This window comes from Streptomyces sp. BE303 (genome assembly GCF_036290945.1).
In the GTDB taxonomy this organism is placed as follows: domain Bacteria; phylum Actinomycetota; class Actinomycetes; order Streptomycetales; family Streptomycetaceae; genus Kitasatospora.
On sequence record NZ_JAQYWZ010000605.1, the window covers coordinates 19,348 to 38,640 of the forward strand.

The window sequence follows — 19,293 nt, forward strand, 5'->3', positions numbered from 1 at the left end:
GGGGTCCCGGAACCCCGGGGCCCCACCGCTGTTCCGACCCCCACTGACCCGAGAGGGCCGCACCGCAGTGACCACGAACCAGAACGGCGCCACCTACGCCGCCGCCGGCGTCGACATCGAGGCGGGCGACCGCGCCGTCGAGCTCATGAAGCAGTGGGTGAAGAAGGCGAGCCGGCCCGAGGTGGTCGGCGGCATCGGCGGCTTCGCCGGGCTCTTCGACGCGTCCGCCTTCAAGCGCTACGAGCGGCCGCTGCTGGCCTCGGCCACCGACGGCGTGGGCACCAAGGTGGCGATCGCCGCCGCCATGGACAAGCACGACACGATCGGCCACGACCTGGTCGGCATGGTCGTCGACGACCTGGTGGTCTGCGGTGCCGAGCCGCTCTTCATGACCGACTACATCTGCGTCGGCAAGGTCGTCCCGGAGCGGGTCGCGGCGATCGTCAAGGGCATCGCGGAGGGCTGCGCCCTGGCCGGCTGCGCCCTGGTCGGCGGCGAGACCGCCGAGCACCCGGGCCTGCTCGGGCCGGACGAGTACGACGTCGCGGGCGCCGGCACCGGTGTGGTCGAGGCGGACGCGCTGCTGGGCGCCGAGCGCGTCCGGGCCGGCGACGTGGTGATCGCGATGGCCGCCTCGGGCCTGCACTCCAACGGCTACTCGCTGGTCCGTCACGTGCTGCTGAACGAGGCCGGCTGGAAGCTGGACCGCAAGGTCGAGGAGTTCGGCCGGACCCTCGGCGAGGAGCTGCTGGAGCCGACCCGGATCTACTCGCTGGACTGCCTTGCGCTGACCCGGGCCACCGAGGTCCACGCCTTCTCGCACGTCACCGGCGGCGGTCTCGCGGCCAACCTGGCCCGGGTCGTCCCGGACGGCCTGCACGCCCGCCTGGACCGCGGCACCTGGACCCCGCTGCCGGTGTTCCAGACCGTCGCCCGGGTCGGCGGGGTGGCCACCCTGGAGATCGAGAAGACGCTCAACATGGGCATCGGCATGGTGGCGGTCGTCCCGCCGCACTCGGTGGACGTGGTGCTGTCGATCCTGGAGGACCGCGGCGTCGAGTCCTGGCTGCTGGGCGACATCGTCGAGCGGACCGACGAGCACGACGGCGGCGCGGCGCTCTACAACGCCTACGAGGGCTTCACCGCGGGCTGAGCACGGAACCGGGCGAAGGGGCCCCGCCGGGCGGCACGCCGGCGGGGCCCCTTCGCGTACCGGTGCCCGTGTGCCGGGGTGTGCGAAGGCCCGGGCGGGTGCCCCACGAGCCCCGGGGTGCGCCGGGAGCACGCGGGAACGCCGAAAACCGGCCCGGTGCACTGGGCACCGAGGCCGGTCTGGTCAGACTGGGAGACTACGCGCGCCGGCGGGCCTGGGAAGGCCCGGTACCCGACTCGGTGTCGTCGTCCTCGCCGTCATCGGCGTAACGAGCCGCGTACTCCGCGTAGGGGTCGTCGTCCTCGTCCTCTTCGATCGGCTCCGGCTCGATCGGGGAGGTGGAGGGCGATACGCCCAGCTCGCTGGAGAGACGATTGGCGTCGAACCCGCCGCTGTTGTACTTCAGCTCGCGGGCGACCTTCGTCTGCTTGGCCTTGGCCCGGCCGCGCCCCATGGGTCGACCCCCTCAACGATGGGGCTCACGGCCCCGAGTCTGACACGTGTTCATGATCAAGAGCGGCCTGCCCGAATGGGGAGAACCGTCCCTTGGAGCATTAACGGTACCTGTTTCTGCCGCTGGACGGTACGTCGTCGGTGTGACGTGGCGCGCACCGGCCGCACCCGCGACCGGGTCGTCCCAGGTCAGGGGAGGTTTTGCGGCTTTCTGCACGCTGTCCGGAGGTGTCTCGGGTCCGTTGTTCCCGGATCGATTATCCCCCCAAGGGGGACGTTGGATCACCCGATCGGGCGCAGAAGTGAGAATCCGGTTCCACATTGTGATGCGCGGGGGACGGAAGTGGACGCCCCCCGCGCACCGCGGGTCGACCCGGTCCGGCCGGGTGCCCGGGATCAGCCCCGGCGGGCGGCCGGCAGCAGCACCGAGCGCAGCGCGCTGATCTCGCGCATCCGCTTCTCGGCCAGGCGGTCGGCGGCGACGGCCGGCGGCACGCCGTCGGAGGCGGCCCGGGTGAAGATCTCCAGGGTGGTGTCGAAGATCTTCGTCGCCTTGTTCTTGGCGCGGTCGAAGTTGAAGCCCTCGATCTCGTCGGCGACCTGGATGACGCCGCCGGAGTTCACGAGGTAGTCCGGGGCGTAGAGGATGCCGCGGTCGGCGAGGTCCTTCTCGACGCCCGGGTGGGCCAGCTGGTTGTTCGCGGCGCCGCAGACGACGACGGTGCCGAACTCGCCCAGCGCCGCCACCGAGTCGTCGGTGAGCGCGCCGCCGAGGGCGCAGGGGGCGTAGACGTCCAGCTTGGCCTGGAGGAGCGCGGCGGTGTCGGCGACGACCTCCACCTCCGGGTGGGCCGCCCGCACGCGGTTGACGGCGGTCTCCGAGACGTCGGTGACGACGACGGTGGCGCCGTCCGCGACCAGGTGGCCGACCAGGTAGTGGCCGACCTTGCCGACGCCCGCGACGCCGACGCGCTTGCCGCGCAGGGTCGGCTGGCCCCAGCGGGCCTGGGCCGAGGCGCGCATGCCCTGGAAGACGCCGAACGCGGTGAGGATGGACGAGTCGCCCGCGCCGCCGTTCTCGGGCGAGCGGCCGGTCACGAAGCCGGTCTCGCGCGCGACGACGTCCATGTCCTGGACGTAGGTGCCGACGTCGCAGGCGGTGATGTAGCGGCCGCGCAGCGACTCGACGAACCGGCCGTAGGCGCGGAGCATCGCCTCGTTCTTGTCCTTGTTCGGGTCGCCGATGATGACGGCCTTGCCGCCGCCGAGGTCGAGCCCGGCCAGCGCGTTCTTGTAGGACATGCCGCGCGAGAGGTTGAGGGCGTCCTCCAGCGCCGCCTCCTCGGAGGCGTACGGGAAGAAGCGGGTGCCGCCGAGGGCCGGGCCCAGCGCGGTGGAGTGGACGGCGATGATCGCCTTGAGTCCGGAGGAGCGGTCGTGGCAGAGCACGACCTGCTCGTGGCCGTCGCCGTTGGCGCCGTCCTGGGAGGTGCCGAAGATCCTGCTGAGCACGCCGGGTGCGGGGTGCGTGGCGGATGCGGTCTGTACGTCGGTCACTGTGGTGACTCCAGTAATTCCGAGGCCCGCTGCTGTGGTGCGGGCGCGTAGGGCGAAGCGTAGCCGCGGGAAAGCCGCCGATCCGCCCCCTTGGCGAAGCTCGGGCCGGTTGTCCGATGGGTGAGACGGGCCGGGTGGGAGGGGCTCCGCCGGTCCGACCGGCGGGCGGTCCGGACCAGGCCCGCCCGTGGCCCGCCTGCGGCCCGGACCAGGCCCGGAGCCGTTCCGGAGCCGCTCCCGGGGGCCGTCCGCGAACGGTTCGGGGACGGTTCGGCGGCGACGCGGGAGTGCGTCCGCGAACCGCACCCTCCCGGCCGGCGGGGCCGCGTGGGACCATGCAGGACGTGACCGTCGTACGCACCTCCGTGCTGCCGCCCTACGCCGCGCACCTGCGGGTCTACGAACCGCTGGCCGCGTACCCGGAACCCGAGCGGGCACGCTGGCAGGCCTACGCGGCGGAGCACGGGCCGGACGCGGCGGAGGCCGGCCGGTCGGTCGCGGCGGCGGTCCTGGACGAGCAGCGCTCGGCGCTGGCCGAGGTGGTCGGCCGGACGCCGCGGGCGCTGCCGGAGCGGGAGAGCGAGCGGGCGTTCGTCCGCGCCGTGGACGGGGTGCTGTACGTCTGCCCGTGGGCGACCAGGCTGCGGAGCTGGCAGGCGCTGGAGGAGCTGCGGGCGGGGGCCCCGGTGGCGCTGGTGGACACCGCGCTGCCGCAGGCGACCCGGGAGGCGGCGGAGGCGGACCGGGAGCGCTGGCGGGCCGAGCACCCGGACGCCCGGCCGTGGATCCTCACCAGCCGGTGGGAGGTGCCGGTGCGGTGGTTCCTGCCGTTCGGGGAGGAGGACCGGTGCTTCGTCCCCGCAGGAGTGGGAGAGGGGGAAACGGGGGAACGTGACGGGGAGGGGATCCGGGGGGACACGGCGGCGCTCTTCTACCTGACGCCGATGGCGCAGGCGCGCCGGCGGGTGGCCCGGGCGTACCGGGCGCTGCGCGAGGCGGTGCCGGAGGGGGAACTGGTGCGGGGGGCGGAACAGGTGGGGCGGTGGCTGGAGGAGTTCCATCCGCGGTCGTTGGTGGAACTGGACTACGGGGGGCTGGTGCACCTGCTGGGGCCGGAGCGGCTGTCGGCGGACCGTTCGGCGGGGGAGCTGGAGGACGGGCTGCGGGCGCTGCGGGCCGGGGAGGCCGCGGAGGCCATGAGGGCGTACGAGGAGCTCACGGTGCGCTGGCGGCGGGTGCTGGCGCTGCGGTACGCGAACTAGGCGGGCCCGTCCGGCTGAGGGGCTGTCACGGCAGGGTCCTCGGGGTGTCGGTGGTACTTGTAAGACTGTAAGAGTCCTACGGCCCGTCCTGCATGACCAAGGTCCTGGTTCGGGTCAATACCTGTCGAACGTGACACTACTCACCGTTGACGCGAACTAACCCCTATGTGCAAAAATGGGACAACCAGCCCAACTTCACGTGAGCGTGCCCACTTTTGGGTGGTTCTGGAGTCGATGCGCGCTTTGCGGGAAAACGGGGGGTCTGGTCCCCTCGTAACCGAATGTCACTATTACGTGACTGCCCGTTATGGGGTGGTCCATCGCCATCCGTCGGCCTTGAACCCGTGAGGGGTCAATTTTGGCGGTTTGGTCGATAGGGCTGGACGGATGGTGTAGTTGTAGACACCAGGACAAGCCGTTCGTCCTATTACCGACTCGGCCCGTCTATGCCATTTCGGGCATCGCGGGCCAAGGTGCAGAATTTGAAGGATAGAACCGCCCTGGTTCGGTTCTCCCGAGGAGGCCGCTCATGACCGCTCGTACCCCTGATGCCGAACCTCTGCTGACGCCGGCAGAGGTCGCCACCATGTTCCGCGTGGACCCGAAGACCGTGACGCGCTGGGCCAAGGCCGGCAAGCTCACGTCCATTCGCACGCTCGGCGGTCACCGCCGCTATCGCGAGGCGGAGGTGCGCGCCCTGCTGGCCGGTATTCCGGCTCAGCGCACCGAGGCCTGACGGGCCGAAGACGCAAGGCTCTTCGAAAGGGGCCGCTTACCGGACTCCGCCGGGTCCGGTAAGCGGTCCCTTTCTTTGTTTCTACACGTCTGTCGTGGTGGCGCCACCGCCCGGAATGTTGAACTCCGGATAACGATTTGAGGTGGATGGGGTGGGGGGGATTTACTGTTAATGACAGTACAATTTTACATATTAAATTAGCGCCCTCCCGGAGAGGCGTTCGAACGGCCGGTTCCCGGAGGGGGTGGGTGACGACCATCACACACACGGTCACTTGTGGTCTAGACCTGGACCGGGTAATGGGGCGTCAGACAAAAACGAGAGGCCCGGAACCAAACGGTTCCGGGCCTCTCGACTACGGCGATCCCGACGGGACTTGAACCCGCGACCTCCACCTTGACAGGGTGGCGAGCTAACCAACTGCTCCACGGGACCAGAGTGTTCTGATCTCGTTCACTCGCTTGCTGCGCTGCGAACAAGACAGACTGTAGCCCATGGTGGGCCCCCAGGTCGAACTGGCTCCTGGGGACCCCGGCCCGCTGAGCTGGGGCGGGCTCAGAGCGACGCCCGGGCGGCCTCCATCGCCTTCATGATCCGCTTCTCGGAGACCGGTGACGGCGTGCCCAGCGACTGGGCGAAGAAACTGACCCGCAGCTCCTCGATCATCCAGCGGATCGCCCGCACCTCCTCGGAGGGCTGCTGCCCGGCCGGTACGGCCGCCAGCAGCTCCCCGTACGCCTGCTGCACTTGCTGGACCTTCAGCAGCTGCTGGGAGTCCCGCTGGGGGTGGTTGGGCAGCGCCTCCAGCCGGCGGTCCACCGCCAGCAGGTACCGCTTGAGGTCGGGCAGCCGCTGCCAGCCGGTCGCGGTCACGAAGCCCGGGTGCACCAGCGAGGCCAGGTGCAGCCGGATGTCGTTCACCGCGCCCAGCAGCACCGGACTGCTCACCGACTTCAGCCGGTTCGACGCCTTGTGGAAGGCGATCAGCGCGGTGGCCGACTTCAGGGTGGTGTCCGCCGACAGGTCGTACAGGTCGGCCCGGACCTTGTCGTGCAGCGAGCCGAACGCCGCCTCGTCCCAGGCCGGTCCGCCGGCCCGGGCCATCAGCCGGTCGGTCGCGCAGGCCACCACGTCCTCGAAGAGGGCCGGGATCGAGCCGTGCGGGTTGTAGGACAGCGCGAGCTTGGCCTGGTTGCCCAGCCGGCCCTGGATCGACTTGGCCGGCGAGGTGGTGGTCAGCGCCAGGAGCCGCCGGGTGCCCGCCCACATCGCCTGCGCCTGCGCCTGCGGGGTGTCGAACAGCTTGATGCCGACCGTGTCGCCCTCGTCCACCAGCGCCGGGTAGGCGCGCAGCGAATGGCCCCGGGAGCGCTGCTCGAAGGTGCGCTGGAGCACCGGCAGGGCGGACGGCCAGGCGGTCAGCCCGGACTGCTCGATGCCCTGCCCGGAGGCCGCCGAGGAGAGGGTCTCCTTCAGCTTCGGCTTGAGGCTCAGCCGCAGCTCCTCCAGGTCCTTGGACTCGGCGAGCTTCTTGCGGCCGTCCACCACCCGGAAGGTCACCTTGAGGTGCTCCGGGACGCGCTCCTCGTCCCAGGCCTCCGGCGGGACCGTGATCGCCGTCATCCGCTTGAGCACGTGCTCCAGGGTCGGCAGCAGGGGCTCCTGCCGTTCCCTCAGCTCGCGCAGCGCCGCCTTGGCGAAGTCCGGGGCGGGCACGAAGTTGCGGCGGACCGCCTTGGGCAGGGACTTGATCCAGGCGGTGACCAGCTCCTCGCGCAGGCCCGGGATCTGCCAGTCGAAGCCCTCGGCGGTGACCTGGTTCAGCACCGGCAGCGGGATGTGGACGGTCACGCCGTCCGCGTCGCTGCCCGGTTCGAACTGGTAGGTCAGCTTGAAGCGGAGCTTGCCCTGCTGCCAGTAGTCCGGGTAGTCGTCCTCGGTGACGCCGTCCGCGGCGTCGTTGATCAGCATCGACTTCTCGAAGTTGAGCAGGTCCGGCTGCTCGTGCCGGGTCTGCTTCCACCAGGAGTCGAAGTGCCGGGTGGAGACGATCTCGTCCGGCAGCCGGCTGTCGTAGAAGTCGAACAGGGTCTGGTCGTCGACCATGATGTCCCGGCGACGGGCCCGGTTCTCCAGCTCCTCGACCTCGCTGAGCAGCTTCCGGTTCTCCGCGAAGAACCGGTGGTGGGTCTCCCAGTCGCCCTCGACGAGCGCGTTGCGGATGAACAGCTCGCGGCAGAGCTCCGGGTCGATCCGGCCGTAGTTGACCTTCCGCTGGGCGACCACCGGGACCCCGTAGAGGGTGACCCGCTCGTACGCCAGCACCGCGCCGGACTTCTTCTCCCAGTGCGGCTCGCTGTAGTTGCGCTTCACCAGGTGGGCGGCCAGCGGCTCCACCCACTCCGGCTCGATCTTGGCGTTGATCCGGGCCCAGAGCCGGGAGGTCTCCACCAGCTCGGCGGACATCACCCAGCGCGGGGGCTTCTTGAACAGGCCGGAGCCGGGGAAGACCGCGAACCGGGCGCCGCGGGCGCCGCCGTACTCGCGCTTCTCCACGTCGTACAGGCCGATGTGGGAGAGCAGGCCGGCCAGCAGCGACTGGTGGATCCGGTCGGCGTCCGGCTCGGCGTCGTCGTGCGGCTCCTCGATGGTGACGCCGAGCTGCTTGGCGACCGTGCGCAGCTGGGAGTAGATGTCCTGCCACTCCCGTATCCGCAGGTAGTTGAGGAACTCGGCCTTGCACATCCGGCGGAAGGCCGAGGAGGACAGCTCCCGCTGCTGCTCGCGCACGTACCGCCACATGGCGAGGAAGGCGAGGAAGTCGGAGGTCTCCGAGTTGAACCGGCGGTGCCGTTCGTCGGCGGCCTGGCGCTTCTCGGCGGGACGCTCGCGCGGGTCCTGGATGGAGAGCGCGGCGGCGATGACCATGACGTCCCGGACGCAGCCGTTGCGGTCGGCCTCCAGGACCATCCGCGCCATCCGCGGGTCCACCGGGAGCTGGGCCAGCTTGCGGCCGAGCGGGGTGAGTCGCTTGCGGACGTCCTTCTCCTCCGGGTCGAGCGCGCCCAGCTCGTGCAGGAGGCTGACGCCGTCCTTGATGTTGCGGGAGTCCGGCGGGTCCAGGAACGGGAAGGCGGCGATGTCGCCGAGGCCGGCGGCGGTCATCTGGAGGATGACCGAGGCCAGGTTGGTGCGCAGGATCTCGGGGTCGGTGAACTCGGGGCGGGAGAGGAAGTCCTCCTCCGAGTAGAGCCGGATGCAGATGCCGTCCGAGGTGCGGCCGCAGCGGCCCTTGCGCTGGTTGGCGCTGGCCTGGCTGATCGCCTCGATCGGGAGGCGCTGGACCTTGGTGCGGTGGCTGTAGCGGGAGATCCGGGCGGTGCCCGGGTCGATCACGTACTTGATGCCGGGGACGGTGAGGCTGGTCTCGGCGACGTTGGTGGCCAGGACGATCCGGCGGGAGCCGGAGCGCTGGAAGACCTTGTGCTGCTCGGCGGAGCTCAGCCGGGCGTAGAGCGGCAGGATCTCGGTGGACTTCAGTTTGAGCTTGTCGAGCGCGTCGGCGGTGTCGCGGATCTCGCGCTCGCCGGAGAGGAAGACCAGGATGTCGCCCGGACCCTCCGCCTGCAGCTCCCGGGCCGCCTCGCAGATCGCCTGGATCTGGTCGCGGTCGCGGTCCACCTCGTCGCCGTCGCCGTCCGGGTCGGACTCGTCGGTGACCGGCTGGTAGCGGACCTCGACCGGGTAGGTGCGGCCGGAGACCTCGACGATCGGGGCCTCGCCGAAGTGCCGGGCGAAGCGCTCCGGGTCGATCGTCGCCGAGGTGATGACCACCTTGAGGTCGGGGCGGCGGGGGAGCAGCTGCTTGAGGTACCCGAGCAGGAAGTCGATGTTGAGGCTGCGCTCGTGGGCCTCGTCGATGATCAGGGTGTCGTACTGGCGCAGCTCGCGGTCGGTCTGGATCTCCGCGAGCAGGATGCCGTCGGTCATCAGCTTGACCAGCGTGTCCGGGCCGACCTGGTCGGTGAACCGGACCTTCCAGCCGACGGCCTCGCCCAGCGGGGTCCGCATCTCCTCCGCGACCCGCTCGGCCACCGTGCGGGCGGCGATCCGGCGGGGCTGGGTGTGGCCGATCAGGCCGCGTACGCCGCGGCCCAGCTCCAGGCAGATCTTCGGGATCTGGGTGGTCTTGCCGGAGCCGGTCTCACCCGCCACGATCACCACCTGGTGGTCGCGGAGGGCTTCGAGGATCTCGTCCTTCTTCTGGCTGACCGGCAGCTCGGCGGGATAGTCGATCGCGGGGACGGCGGCACGGCGGCGCTCGACCAGCAGCTCGGCGCGCTCGATGTCGCCGGCGATCTCGGTGGCGATCTGCCGGCGGGCCTCGGGCTTGCGGACCTTGCGGGCACCCTCCAGCCGGCGGCCGATGCGCACCTGGTCGCGCAGGGTCAGCTCGGGCAGGCGCGCGGCCAGCTCGCCGATCCCGGGCCCCTGGTCCTCGGTGGGGGCGTCGGCGGGCTGGACTGCGGGAGAACTCACGGCGGGCATCCCTCTAGGTTCGCAAGGAGATGCGGTGGAGCGCACCTCGGTTTTCGAGCGACTCCAGTGTCACAGGGGACGGCGGTCCGCTGCCAACGACGGCCCGGAAGCGGAACACGGCACGGGGCCGGGGAGGGCTCCTGGGACGGCTCCCGGGACGGTTCCGGGGACGGCCGTGGGGCCCGTCCGGACTGCTCGGACGGGCCCCACGGTGCGACGGGCGGTGCGGTGCGCCGGGCGGCGCGGGTCAGTCCTGCGCGATGAAGTCGCTGACCAGCCGGACCCACTCGGCCGGCTTCTCGTAGACCACCACGTGGCCGCTCTCGATCTCGGCGTAGGTGCTGCCGGGGATCGCCTCGGCCAGCTCGCGGGTCAGCTCGACCGGGACGGTGGCGTCCTTGGCGCAGCCGATCACCAGCGTGCGGGCGGTGATCCGGGGCAGCAGCTCGCGGATGTCGGCCCGGAGGTTGAGGTCGATGTGGCGCAGCGCGCCGTCGGTGGGCTGGTTGCCCTTGATGATGCCCTCGACGACGCCGTGGTCGAGGCTGTTGAGGTGGTCGCGGCTGAACGCGGTCAGCGTGCCGAACCGGCCGAAGGCGTCGGTGTCGGCCCTGGTGCCGAGCCAGGTGGTCATGTGGTTGCGCAGGTACGCGTCGTCCGGGCGGGTCCAGCCGGCCGTCAGCACCAGGCTGCGGACCAGGTCGGGCCGGGTGGCGGCGACGGCGGCGGCGACCACGGAGCCGAGCGAGAAGCCGACCAGGTCGACCGGGCCGTTGCCGGCCTCCTCGATCACGCCGATGATCTGCTCGGCGAGCAGCTCGACGGTCAGCTCGCCGCCGTCGTCCTCGGTGTCGCCGCAGCCGGCGTAGTCCGGCAGGACCACGGTGCGGGAGCCGGTGAAGTCGCCGGCGAGGTGGCCGAAGGTGCCCGCGGCGCCGAAGCCGGTGCCGTGCACGAAGACCAGACCCGGGCCGGAGCCGTCCACCTCGTAGGAGACGCGGGCGCTGGGAGTGGAGACGATGGGCATGGTGGCGGTTCTCCTCGGAGTACGAGTGGGACAGGTGGGTGGGCGGGAGGTACGGGTGCGGGCGGGCGGGGTCAGGCCAGGCTCTCGGCCGGGGTCTCCTTGACGGCCGCCGCCCGCGGGGCGCGTTCGAAGCCGAGTGCGACCAGGATCAGGGCGACGATCCCTCCGGTGGCGACCAGCACGGCGGTGCGCAGACCGTCCGTGGTGGCGGTGCGGAACGCCTCGCCGGTCAGCCCGGAGGTGCCGGCGTTGGCGATCGCGACCAGGACGCCCAGTCCGACCGCGCTGCCGACCTGCTGGCCGGTGGAGACGATGCCGGAGGCGATGCCCTGCTCGTAGGGGTGCACCCCGGTCGCGGAGGCGGAGAACATCGTGGTGAAGATGACGCCCTGGCACAGGCTGAGCACGACCAGACCGGGCAGCAGCGAGACGTAGGAGCCGTCCGGTTCCATCGCGAACGCCATCACGGTGGTGCCGAGCGCGCCGAGGACGAAGGACGCGACCAGGGTGGTGCGGGCGCCGAACCGGGTGGCGAGCCGGCCGCCCAGCATGGAGCCGAGGAAGCCGCAGGCCATCGGGATCAGGAAGGCCACGCCGGTCCGCAGCGCGCTGTACTCGTGCACGGTCTGGAAGTAGACGGTCAGGAAGTACAGCAGGGTGCCGAAGGAGGCCATGAAGAGGAAGGTCGTGACCACGCCGGTGGAGAGGTTGCGGTTGCGGAAGAGCCGCAGCGGCATCAGCGGGTCGGTGGTGCGGGCCTCGATCGCCAGGAACGCGGCGACCAGGGCGAGGCCCAGGACGGCGGTGGTCAGCACCAGCGGCGAGGTCCAGCCGGAGGCGGGTGCCTGGACGAGGGTGAAGACGACCAGGGTGGCGCCGGTGGTGGCGGTCAGCGCGCCGGGCAGGTCGAAGGAGCGGCCCTGCTCGCGGGGCCCGTCGGCGCGGATCAGCCGGGGGGCGAGCAGGGCGGCGCCGCCGGCGAGCGGCACGTTGACGTAGAAGACCGCCTCCCAGCCGAAGGCGGAGGTCAGCACGCCGCCGGCCAGCGAGCCGATGATCATGCCGCTGGCGCCGGCCGCGGCCCAGACCGAGAGCGCCCGGTTGCGTTCGCGGCCCTCGGCGAAGCTGGTGACCACCAGGGCGAGGGTGGCGGGGAAGAGGAAGGCGCCGCCGAGCCCCTGGAGGGCGCGGGCCGCGATCAGCAGCCCCTGGGTCGTGGCCAGTCCGCCGATCAGCGAGGAGCCGGCGTACAGCAGCAGCCCGAGGACGAACATCCGGCGGCGTCCGAACAGGTCGGAGGCGCGGCCGCCGAAGAGCAGGAAGCCGCCGAAGGCGACCGCGTAGGCGCTGACCACCCACTGGAGGTTCTGGGCGGAGAAGCCGAGGCCGCTGCCGATCTCGGGGAGCGCCACGTAGACGATGTTGTAGTCGACCGAGACGATCAACTGGGCGAACGCCAGCAGGGCCAGGAGGAGACCCGAATGACGCGGCCCGGACGCCTGGTCGGCGCCGGCGGACGGGGGCATGGGGGGCGGCCTTTCGGGGACGGGGGCTCGGCGGACGGGGCGTCACGGACCGTGCCGGGGAGCTGTCTTGGGTACGGCTGTGGACGGGACTGTGGACGGGGCTGTGGTCGGGGCTGTCGTGGGCGGGGCGTCACAGGTCGGGTCGCAGGACGACCCGGCGGCCGTTCAGCCCGCCCTTCTCCAGCCGCCGGTGGGTCTCGGCGGCGGCGTCGAGCGGGAGGTTCTCCAGGGCGCGCGCTCGCAGCCGACCGGCGGCGAGCAGGCGGTTGACGGTGCCGGCGGCTTCGGCGAGCTCGTCGGTGCGGGCGTGCGAGATGACGAACCCGCGGATCGAGCCGTCCTTCATGTACAGCTGTCCGGCGGGCAGTTCGGGGCGTGAGCGGGCGCCGGCGAGCAGCACGATCCGGCCGCGCGGGGCGAGCAGGTCGACGGCGGTGGCGAGGTCGTTGGTGCCGGAGGTGTCGAGGTGGACGTCGACGCCGCCCGGGCAGGCGGCGCGGATCCGGTCGGTCAGGTCGGGTGCGCGGTAGTCGAGGACCTCGGTGGCGCCGAGGTCCCGGCAGTGGTCGGCGTCGGCCGCGCTCGCGGTGGCGACCACCCGGGCGCCGGCCTCGGCGGCCAGGACGACCAGGGCGCCGCCCACGTTGCCGCCCCCACCGGCCACCAGGACGGTTTCGCCGGCCCGGAGCCCGCCGTGGGCGAACAGCGCGAGGTGGGCGGTGGCGGCCGGGTGGACCACGGCGACGGCGCCGGGCCCGTCCACGCCCGGGGGCAGGTGGTAGAGCCGGTCGGCGGGGACGACGGCCTGTTCGGCCGTCGGGCCCTGCCGGCCGCCGTGCCCGAGGCTGTTGGACCAGACCCGGTCACCGGGGGCGAAGCCGGGGGCTCCCGGGCCCGCCTCCGCGACGGTGCCCACGAGGTCCCGCCCGATCACGAAGGGGAAGGGCAGCGGGGTGCGGAAGAGCCCCGAGCGGACGAAGGTGTCGACCGGGTTGACCGAGACCGCGGCCACGTCGACCAGGACATCGGTGGGCCCGGGGACCGGCCGGGGCACCTCGCCGTAGCGGATGTCCGTGGCCGGTCCGTGCTGGGTGATGAACGCTGCGTACATGGGGCCGATCCTCCGGGAGGGACGGCCGGGCTGCGGCGGATCGCGGCATCGTTCGTCAACTCCTCTGGCTCGGAAGGAAAGGCGGAGCGGACCGGAGTGTCCCCCGACCTGACATAGATGCTACACCGATCGGTGCAATCTCTCATCTGCACCGAGTAGTTTACTTGGGTCTCGGGTCGGACCGGCGCCATCGGTCCGCTCCACAGGCTCGACACCCTCAAGGACGGAACCATGGCCACCGACCGACTCCTCGCCCAGCCGGGACCGACACCGGACGGCGGGAGCGGACAGCAGTCGCAGCGCCCCTTCACCAGCCGTCTGCCGTCGCTGACCGGTCTGCGCTTCCCCGCCGCCCTTGCGGTCTTCGCGTACCACGCGGCCCTGCCCATCCCCACCCTGCGGCTCTTCGCCGACGACGGCACCGAGTTCCGCTTCGTCGACATCGCCGACCAGGCGGGCGGTCTCGGCGTCGCGTTCTTCTTCGTGCTCAGCGGCTTCGTGCTCACCTGGTCGGCCCGCGCCGACGACACGGTCACCGGGTTCTGGCGGCGAAGACTGGTCAAGATCGTCCCGAACTACGTGGTCGCCTGGGCGCTGGCCATGGTGCTGTTCGCGAGCACCTACACCCCAGCCCGGACCGCGATCGTCAACCTGTTGATGCTCCAGGTCTGGATACCCGACTTCAACACCTACTTCAGCGTCGACCCGCCGAGCTGGTCGCTGGGCGCCGAGGCGTTCTTCTACCTCTCGTTCCCCTTCCTGCACCGGGTGTTCCGGGCCATCCGCCCCGAGCGGCTGGTGTTCTGGATCACCGGCGCGGTCGCCGCCGTCGTCGCCACCCCCGCCGTCGCCTACCTGCTGCTGCCCGACACCCCGGGTGTCCCCGGCGGGTACGAGGGCTCGGTCTCGCAGTACTGGTTCAGCTACGTGCTGCCGCCGGTGCGGATGCTGGACTTCGCGCTCGGCATGCTGGTCGCCCACGCGGTGCGCAGCGGTCGCTGGCGCAACATCGGGATGGTCTGGTCCGGCCTGCTGCTGGTGGCCGGCTACGTCGCCACCCACTACGTGCCCTACCTGTACGCGCAGCGGGCCGTCCTGGTCGTCCCGATCGCGCTGCTCATCGCGGCCGCCGCGATCGCCGACAACGAGGGGCGGTTCACGATCTTCCGCAACCGGGCGATGACCTGGCTGGGGGAGATCTCCTTCGCCTTCTACCTGCTGCACTTCATCGTGCTGACCGAGCTGCGCGACCTGCTCGGCACCCGGATGTACTCCACCGTGGAGGGTGTCGGCCTGCTCCTCTTCGCCATCGCGGCGACCGTCCTGGTCTCCTGGGTGCTGTACCGGCTGGTCGAGGCCCCGATCACCCGGCGCTTCTCCTCCCCGCGCCGCGACCGACCCGCCGTCCGGAACGACTGACAGGCCGCCCGTCGCCCGTCCGTCGACCCGTCAGACCGTCAGACCGTCCGTTCGTCCGTTCGTCCGTTCGTCAGTCCGTCAGTCCGTCAGTCCGTCAAGAAAGCGAGCCGTTCCCATGGGCAAGATCCTCGTCACCGGGGCGACCGGCCAGGTCGGCGCCGAGGTGCTGGCGCAGCTGCTGGCCGCCGGCGCCGACGTCCGGGCCGGTGCCCGGACCCCGGAGAAGCTGGCGTCGACCACCACGGCCGAGACCGCCGTGCTCGACCTGACCGACCCGGAGACCTACGGACCGGCGCTGGCCGGCGTCGAGAAGGTCTTCCTCTACGCGGTGCCGCAGGGCACCGAGGGCTTCCTCGCGGCGGCGAAGGAGGCCGGCGTCCGGCACGTCGTGGTGCTCTCCTCGCAGACCGTGGTGGACGCCTTCCCGGTGCAGCGGCCGATCGTCGAGATGCACCGGACGGTCGAGGCGGCCGTGGTCGCCTCGGGCATCCCCCACACCTTCCTGCGGCCGCACAACTTCGCCACCAACATCCTGATGTGGGGGTGGCCGGAGTCGATCCGGGCCGAGGGGCGGATCCGCTTCCCGTACCCCGAGTCGCACAGCGACGCGATCCACGAGAAGGACATCGCCGCGGTCGCCGTGGTCGCGCTGACCCAGCCCGGCCACGAGAACCAGGCCCACTTCCTCAGCGGTCCGGCGTCGGTCACCCAGCGGGAGCAGCTGGCGACCCTCGCCGAGGTGCTCGGCCGGCCGCTGGAGTTCGAGGAGCTGACCGACGCCGAGGCGCGCGAGGCGCTCTCCCCGATCGTGCCGGTCTGGGTGATGGACGCGGTCGTCGGCTACTGGGCCGGCTCCGACGGCGTCCCCACCGAGCTGTCCGACACGGTGGAGAAGCTCACCGGCCGACCCGCCCGGACCTTCGCCGACTGGGCCCGGGACCACGCGTCGGACTTCACCGCCTGACCCCGTCCGGCCGGGGGCGCCCTCGCGGGCGCCCCCGGCCGGTGCCGGTCCGGCGCGCCGGATTCCGCTCCCGCCGCACCGGTGGGACGGACCCCGGTGGCCGGGCCACCACCGAGAGCGCCGGACGGGTGGGCAGCGCACCTTAGCGGGAGGGAGCGCGGCGCCTAGCGTGAGGACGGCGCAGCCATCCGCGCATTCGAGGGGGATCAATGAGCGGTCTCGCCCTGGGCGCCGTGGGCGCCCCAGCCCACAGCGTTCCACTGCACGGCGTTCCACTGCACGGTGTTCCACTGCACGGCCTTCCGGCCCACGGCGTTCCGGTACAGGGGGTACCGGCCCGCAGTACCGCGGCCCACGGCGCTCCGGCGGTGCGGGAGCTGCCGGGCCTCGACGCCTCGCACGACGTCCTGCTCCGGGAGCTGTGCGCCGTGCTGTTCGCCTCCCTGCCCCGCAGCGACCAGCGGCAGAAGGGCGCCCAGTACCTCCGCGGCCTGCTCGGCGCGCGCGGACGCAAGTCGATCCGGAACATCGCCACCGTCGTCGGCGGCCAGGCCGCCGAACAGAGCCTGCACCACTTCATCACCAGCTCCACCTGGGACTGGGGACCGGTCCGTCAGGCGCTGGCCCAGCACCTGGCCCGGATCGCCCCGCCGCAGGCGTACGTGCTGCGGCCGATGGTGATCCCGAAGGCCGGTGACCACTCGGTGGGCGTGGACCGCCGGTTCATCCCGGCGCTCGGACAGGTCCTCAACGCCCAGCAGGCGGTGGGGGTATGGGCCGCCTCGGACAGCTTCAGCGGCCCGCTCAACTGGCGCCTGCACCTGCCGCAGGCCTGGCTGGACAACGAGCCGCGGCGCAGCCAGGCGCTGATCCCGGACGAGGTGGACGCGGAGACCCTCGGCGACTGCGCGCTGGAGGCGGTGATCGGCCTGCCGGCCCGCTGGGGCCTGCCCGTCCGCCCGGTGGTGGCGGACGCCCGGGACGCGGACGGGATGCGGATGGTGCGCCGGCTGCGGGCCGAGCGGCTGCCGATGCTGGTCCGGGTCGGCGGCTCGTTCCCGCTGCTGCCGGTGGGGCCGGTGCTGACCGGCCTCCCGGCCGGCCCGGGCCCCGCCCACCGGTTGATGTCGGCGGCCCGGGAGCTGCGACGGCCGGTGGTCTGGTCGGGTCCGGCCGGCGGGCTGCGCAACGGTCTGGTGGCCACGGTCCCGGTCCGGCTGCCCGGGCGCGGTGCCCGGTCGGGCGGGCGGGACCGGCGGGGCGGCGGGGAACTGCTGCTGCTCGGGGTGGGCGCGGCCGGGCGGCGCTGGCCGGCCGAGCTCTGGCTGACCGATCTGGTGGACCTGCCGACCGCGGCGCTGGTCCGGCTGGCCCGGCTGACCGACCGGGTGGGCCGGGACTTCGCCCGGACCGCCGACCGGGTCGGGGTGCGGGACTTCGCGGGGCGGTCGTTCAGCGGATGGCACCGGCACATCACCCTGGCCTCGGCGGCCCACGCGGTGGCGGTGCTGGCCCGGGGGGACGACCGGCGGGCGTGACGGAGCCCCGGGTGGACGGTGTCGGGGCCGTCCGTGCGCGCGGAGCGTCAGGACGGCGGTCCGGGGCGGTCCTTGCGGGCCGCGCGGTCCAGCAGGACGCGCCGCACCCGGCAGAGCTTGAGCGCCAGCTGGATCTCGAAGGCCCGCTCGGGTTTCTGCCAGTCCGGGCCGAGCAGTTCGCCGATCCGGTCCAGCCGCCGGGCCACCGTGTTGGGGTGGACGTGCAGCTGCTGCGCGGCGTGGGTCGGGCTGTTGCCGGTCTCGAAGTACGCCTGGAGCGTGCGGGTCAGCTCGGTGAGCCGCTGCCGGTCGTAGTCGAGGACCGGCCCGACGGCGGACTCGATGAATCCCTCGATGTCATGGTTGTCTGCCAACAGTACGCCCACGAAGCCGAGTTCACGCACAGAGGCGGCGCGGCCGACTGCGCCGAGCGAGGTCATCGCGTCCAGGCAGCGCAGCGCCTCCTGGTAGCCGTGGAACACCGAGGTCGGATCGGAGACCGGACCGGCCGCGCTGACCGTCACCGGGATGCCGAGCAGCGGGGTCAGCTCGTCGGAGACGGCGCGGGCGGCCGTCCCCGGGTCGCTGCCCGGCAGCAGCAGGACGGCCCGGCCGTTGTGGACGCGTTTCAGCCCGCTCATCCGGTGGGCGTACAGGTTGGCCCAGGTGGCGGCCTTGCCCTGGGCCTCGCCCTCGGGCCGGGCGACCACCAGGACGTGCGCGGTGGAGAGGTCGATGCCCAGGCGGCGCGCGCGCAGCGCGAGCTGCTGCGGCGGTCGCTGCGGGCTGGCCAGCAGCTCGTCGAGGAGCTCGTCCCGGACCTGGCCGGCCGGGCCGGTGTGCCCGGCCGCCCGGCCGCTCTCCAGCAGCAGTGCGACCGCCACCGCCTGCGCCAGGCCCTGGCAGGACTCCGCGGCCAGGTCGGCCCGTCCGTCGGCCGGCCGGGCGAGCAGGGTGCCCAGGTCGGTCGAGCCGGCGCAGACCGGGGCGGCCCAGAGCGGACCGGCGAGCCGGACCGGCCGGCCGGCGGCGTGGGTGTCCAGTGCGGCGGCGACCACGGTGGGCTCGTCCAGCTCGGGCAGGTCGCCGAACGAGGCGACCACCGTGCCGTCGGTGGCGTACACCCGCAGGCCGAGGTCCAGACGGCGCCCGGCGTCCCGGACCAGGGCGTGCGGGTCGCCGCCCGAGAGCGCGAGGTCGACCAGGGCGCGGTGCACCGCGGCGAGTTCGCCGGCGGTGCGGTCCGGTTCCGGGACGGGGGCCGGGCGGGCGGCCTCCTCCAGCAGCCGGGCCTTCTCGACCGCCACCCCGGCGAGGTCGCCGAGCGCGGCCATGAGGGAGATCTCGTCGGCGGTGAAGCGGCGGACCGTGCGTTCGGCGACGTACAGCACACCGAACGGGTGGGCGCGGTGGCCGAGCGGGACGGCCATCACGGCGTGCAGGCCCTCGGCGCGGATCGTCTCGTCGATCGCGGGGCTGTGCCGGATCCGCTCGTCGAGCAGGTAGTCCGGGGTCCAGAAGGGCGCCGGGTCGGCCAGGACACCGGCGCCCAGGCCGAAGCCGTCGGGCAGGGGCAGGCCGACCGCGAGCGCCCCGGTCGGGCCGTCGGTGGTGCGGATCCTGACCTGTCCGTGCTCCTCGTCGGTGGTGGTCAGGCAGGCCACGTCGGCGCCCAGCAGCAGCCGGGCCCGGCGTGTGATCACCGCCAGCAGGCCGTCCAGGTCGTACGGAAGCGCCAGGTCGCGGGCGGTGTCGGCGAGCGCGGCCAGCCCGGCCTCGCGCCGGCGGCGGCGCTGTGACTGTGTGCGTATGGAGAGGCCGAGCTGTTCGATCCGGCCCAGCGCCTCCCGTTCACGGGGCGACTCGCAACTCTTCCGGGCCTGCTCGACCAGCTCCGCCAGCTGGGCGGCGGGCGCCTCGCTGGCCAGCAACTCCAGGACGTTGAACGCGATTGAGTCGGCCGACCGTCGCGTCATGACCTTCCCTCCCCCCAGGCCCTCCTGAGCAG

At 72.4% G+C, this 19,293-nt stretch carries 13 protein-coding genes and 1 tRNA gene; 6 read left to right on the forward strand and 8 right to left on the reverse strand.

The annotated features are described in order from the left end of the window. Positions 1-67 precede the first annotated feature (67 nt). On the forward strand, positions 68-1,153 hold the full coding sequence (purM, locus tag PUR56_RS13625) for a phosphoribosylformylglycinamidine cyclo-ligase (RefSeq protein WP_329884598.1): 1,086 nt from the start codon (positions 68-70) through the stop codon (positions 1,151-1,153). Between the two features lie 196 nt (positions 1,154-1,349). Here the strand turns inward: purM and PUR56_RS13630 are convergent, their stop codons facing one another. Further along, complete coding sequence (locus PUR56_RS13630) at positions 1,350-1,607, reverse strand: DUF3073 domain-containing protein (protein WP_327679361.1); 258 nt, start codon at positions 1,605-1,607, stop codon at positions 1,350-1,352. A gap of 395 nt (positions 1,608-2,002) precedes the next feature. After that, on the reverse strand, positions 2,003-3,163 hold the full coding sequence (locus PUR56_RS13635) for a Glu/Leu/Phe/Val dehydrogenase dimerization domain-containing protein (RefSeq protein ID WP_380355309.1): 1,161 nt from the start codon (positions 3,161-3,163) through the stop codon (positions 2,003-2,005). A 335-nt stretch (positions 3,164-3,498) separates the two neighbouring features. Between PUR56_RS13635 and PUR56_RS13640 the strand changes: the two genes are divergently transcribed. Further along, entirely contained in the window at positions 3,499-4,425 is a 927-nt protein-coding gene (locus PUR56_RS13640) for a hypothetical protein (RefSeq protein WP_329949094.1), read from the forward strand. Between the two features lie 529 nt (positions 4,426-4,954). Continuing rightward, positions 4,955-5,161 carry a developmental transcriptional regulator BldC gene (gene bldC / locus PUR56_RS13645; RefSeq protein ID WP_014137253.1) on the forward strand — a complete coding sequence of 69 codons (207 nt, stop codon included), beginning with the start codon at positions 4,955-4,957 and terminating at the stop codon, positions 5,159-5,161. A gap of 361 nt (positions 5,162-5,522) precedes the next feature. Here the strand turns inward: bldC and PUR56_RS13650 are convergent. From PUR56_RS13650 to PUR56_RS13670, 5 genes are all read right to left on the reverse strand, one after another. Next, positions 5,523-5,596 (reverse strand) — tRNA-Asp (locus tag PUR56_RS13650). A 120-nt stretch (positions 5,597-5,716) separates the two neighbouring features. Beyond that, entirely contained in the window at positions 5,717-9,709 is a 3,993-nt protein-coding gene (hrpA, locus tag PUR56_RS13655; protein WP_443034491.1) for an ATP-dependent RNA helicase HrpA, read from the reverse strand. Positions 9,710-9,947: 238 nt separating this feature from the next. Continuing rightward, a complete protein-coding gene (locus PUR56_RS13660) occupies positions 9,948-10,727 on the reverse strand; it encodes an alpha/beta fold hydrolase (protein WP_329884568.1) in 780 nt (259 codons plus the stop codon). Positions 10,728-10,798: 71 nt separating this feature from the next. Next, positions 10,799-12,253, reverse strand: coding sequence for an MFS transporter (locus PUR56_RS13665; protein WP_329949095.1), 1,455 nt, complete (start codon positions 12,251-12,253; stop codon positions 10,799-10,801). A gap of 130 nt (positions 12,254-12,383) precedes the next feature. Beyond that, positions 12,384-13,364 (reverse strand): NADPH:quinone reductase, encoded by a 981-nt coding sequence (locus PUR56_RS13670; RefSeq protein WP_329949096.1) that lies wholly within the window; start codon positions 13,362-13,364, stop codon positions 12,384-12,386. A 231-nt stretch (positions 13,365-13,595) separates the two neighbouring features. Between PUR56_RS13670 and PUR56_RS13675 the strand changes: the two genes are divergently transcribed. The 3 genes from PUR56_RS13675 (at position 13,596) to PUR56_RS13685 (ending at position 17,285) form a co-directional block, all read left to right on the forward strand. Beyond that, positions 13,596-14,783: an acyltransferase family protein gene (locus PUR56_RS13675; protein WP_329949097.1), complete on the forward strand. Its 1,188-nt coding sequence runs from the start codon at positions 13,596-13,598 to the stop codon at positions 14,781-14,783. A 115-nt stretch (positions 14,784-14,898) separates the two neighbouring features. Continuing rightward, the gene (locus PUR56_RS13680) at positions 14,899-15,747 is read left to right on the forward strand and encodes an NAD(P)H-binding protein (protein WP_329884562.1); all 849 of its coding nucleotides are present in this window, start codon (positions 14,899-14,901) and stop codon (positions 15,745-15,747) included. A 368-nt stretch (positions 15,748-16,115) separates the two neighbouring features. Next, positions 16,116-17,285, forward strand: a complete 1,170-nt coding sequence (locus PUR56_RS13685) for an IS701 family transposase (protein WP_329949098.1) — start codon at positions 16,116-16,118, stop codon at positions 17,283-17,285. Positions 17,286-17,332: 47 nt separating this feature from the next. Here the strand turns inward: PUR56_RS13685 and PUR56_RS13690 are convergent, their stop codons facing one another. Beyond that, positions 17,333-19,261, reverse strand: coding sequence for a helix-turn-helix domain-containing protein (locus PUR56_RS13690; RefSeq protein ID WP_329949099.1), 1,929 nt, complete (start codon positions 19,259-19,261; stop codon positions 17,333-17,335). Between the last annotated feature and the right edge of the window lie 32 nt (positions 19,262-19,293).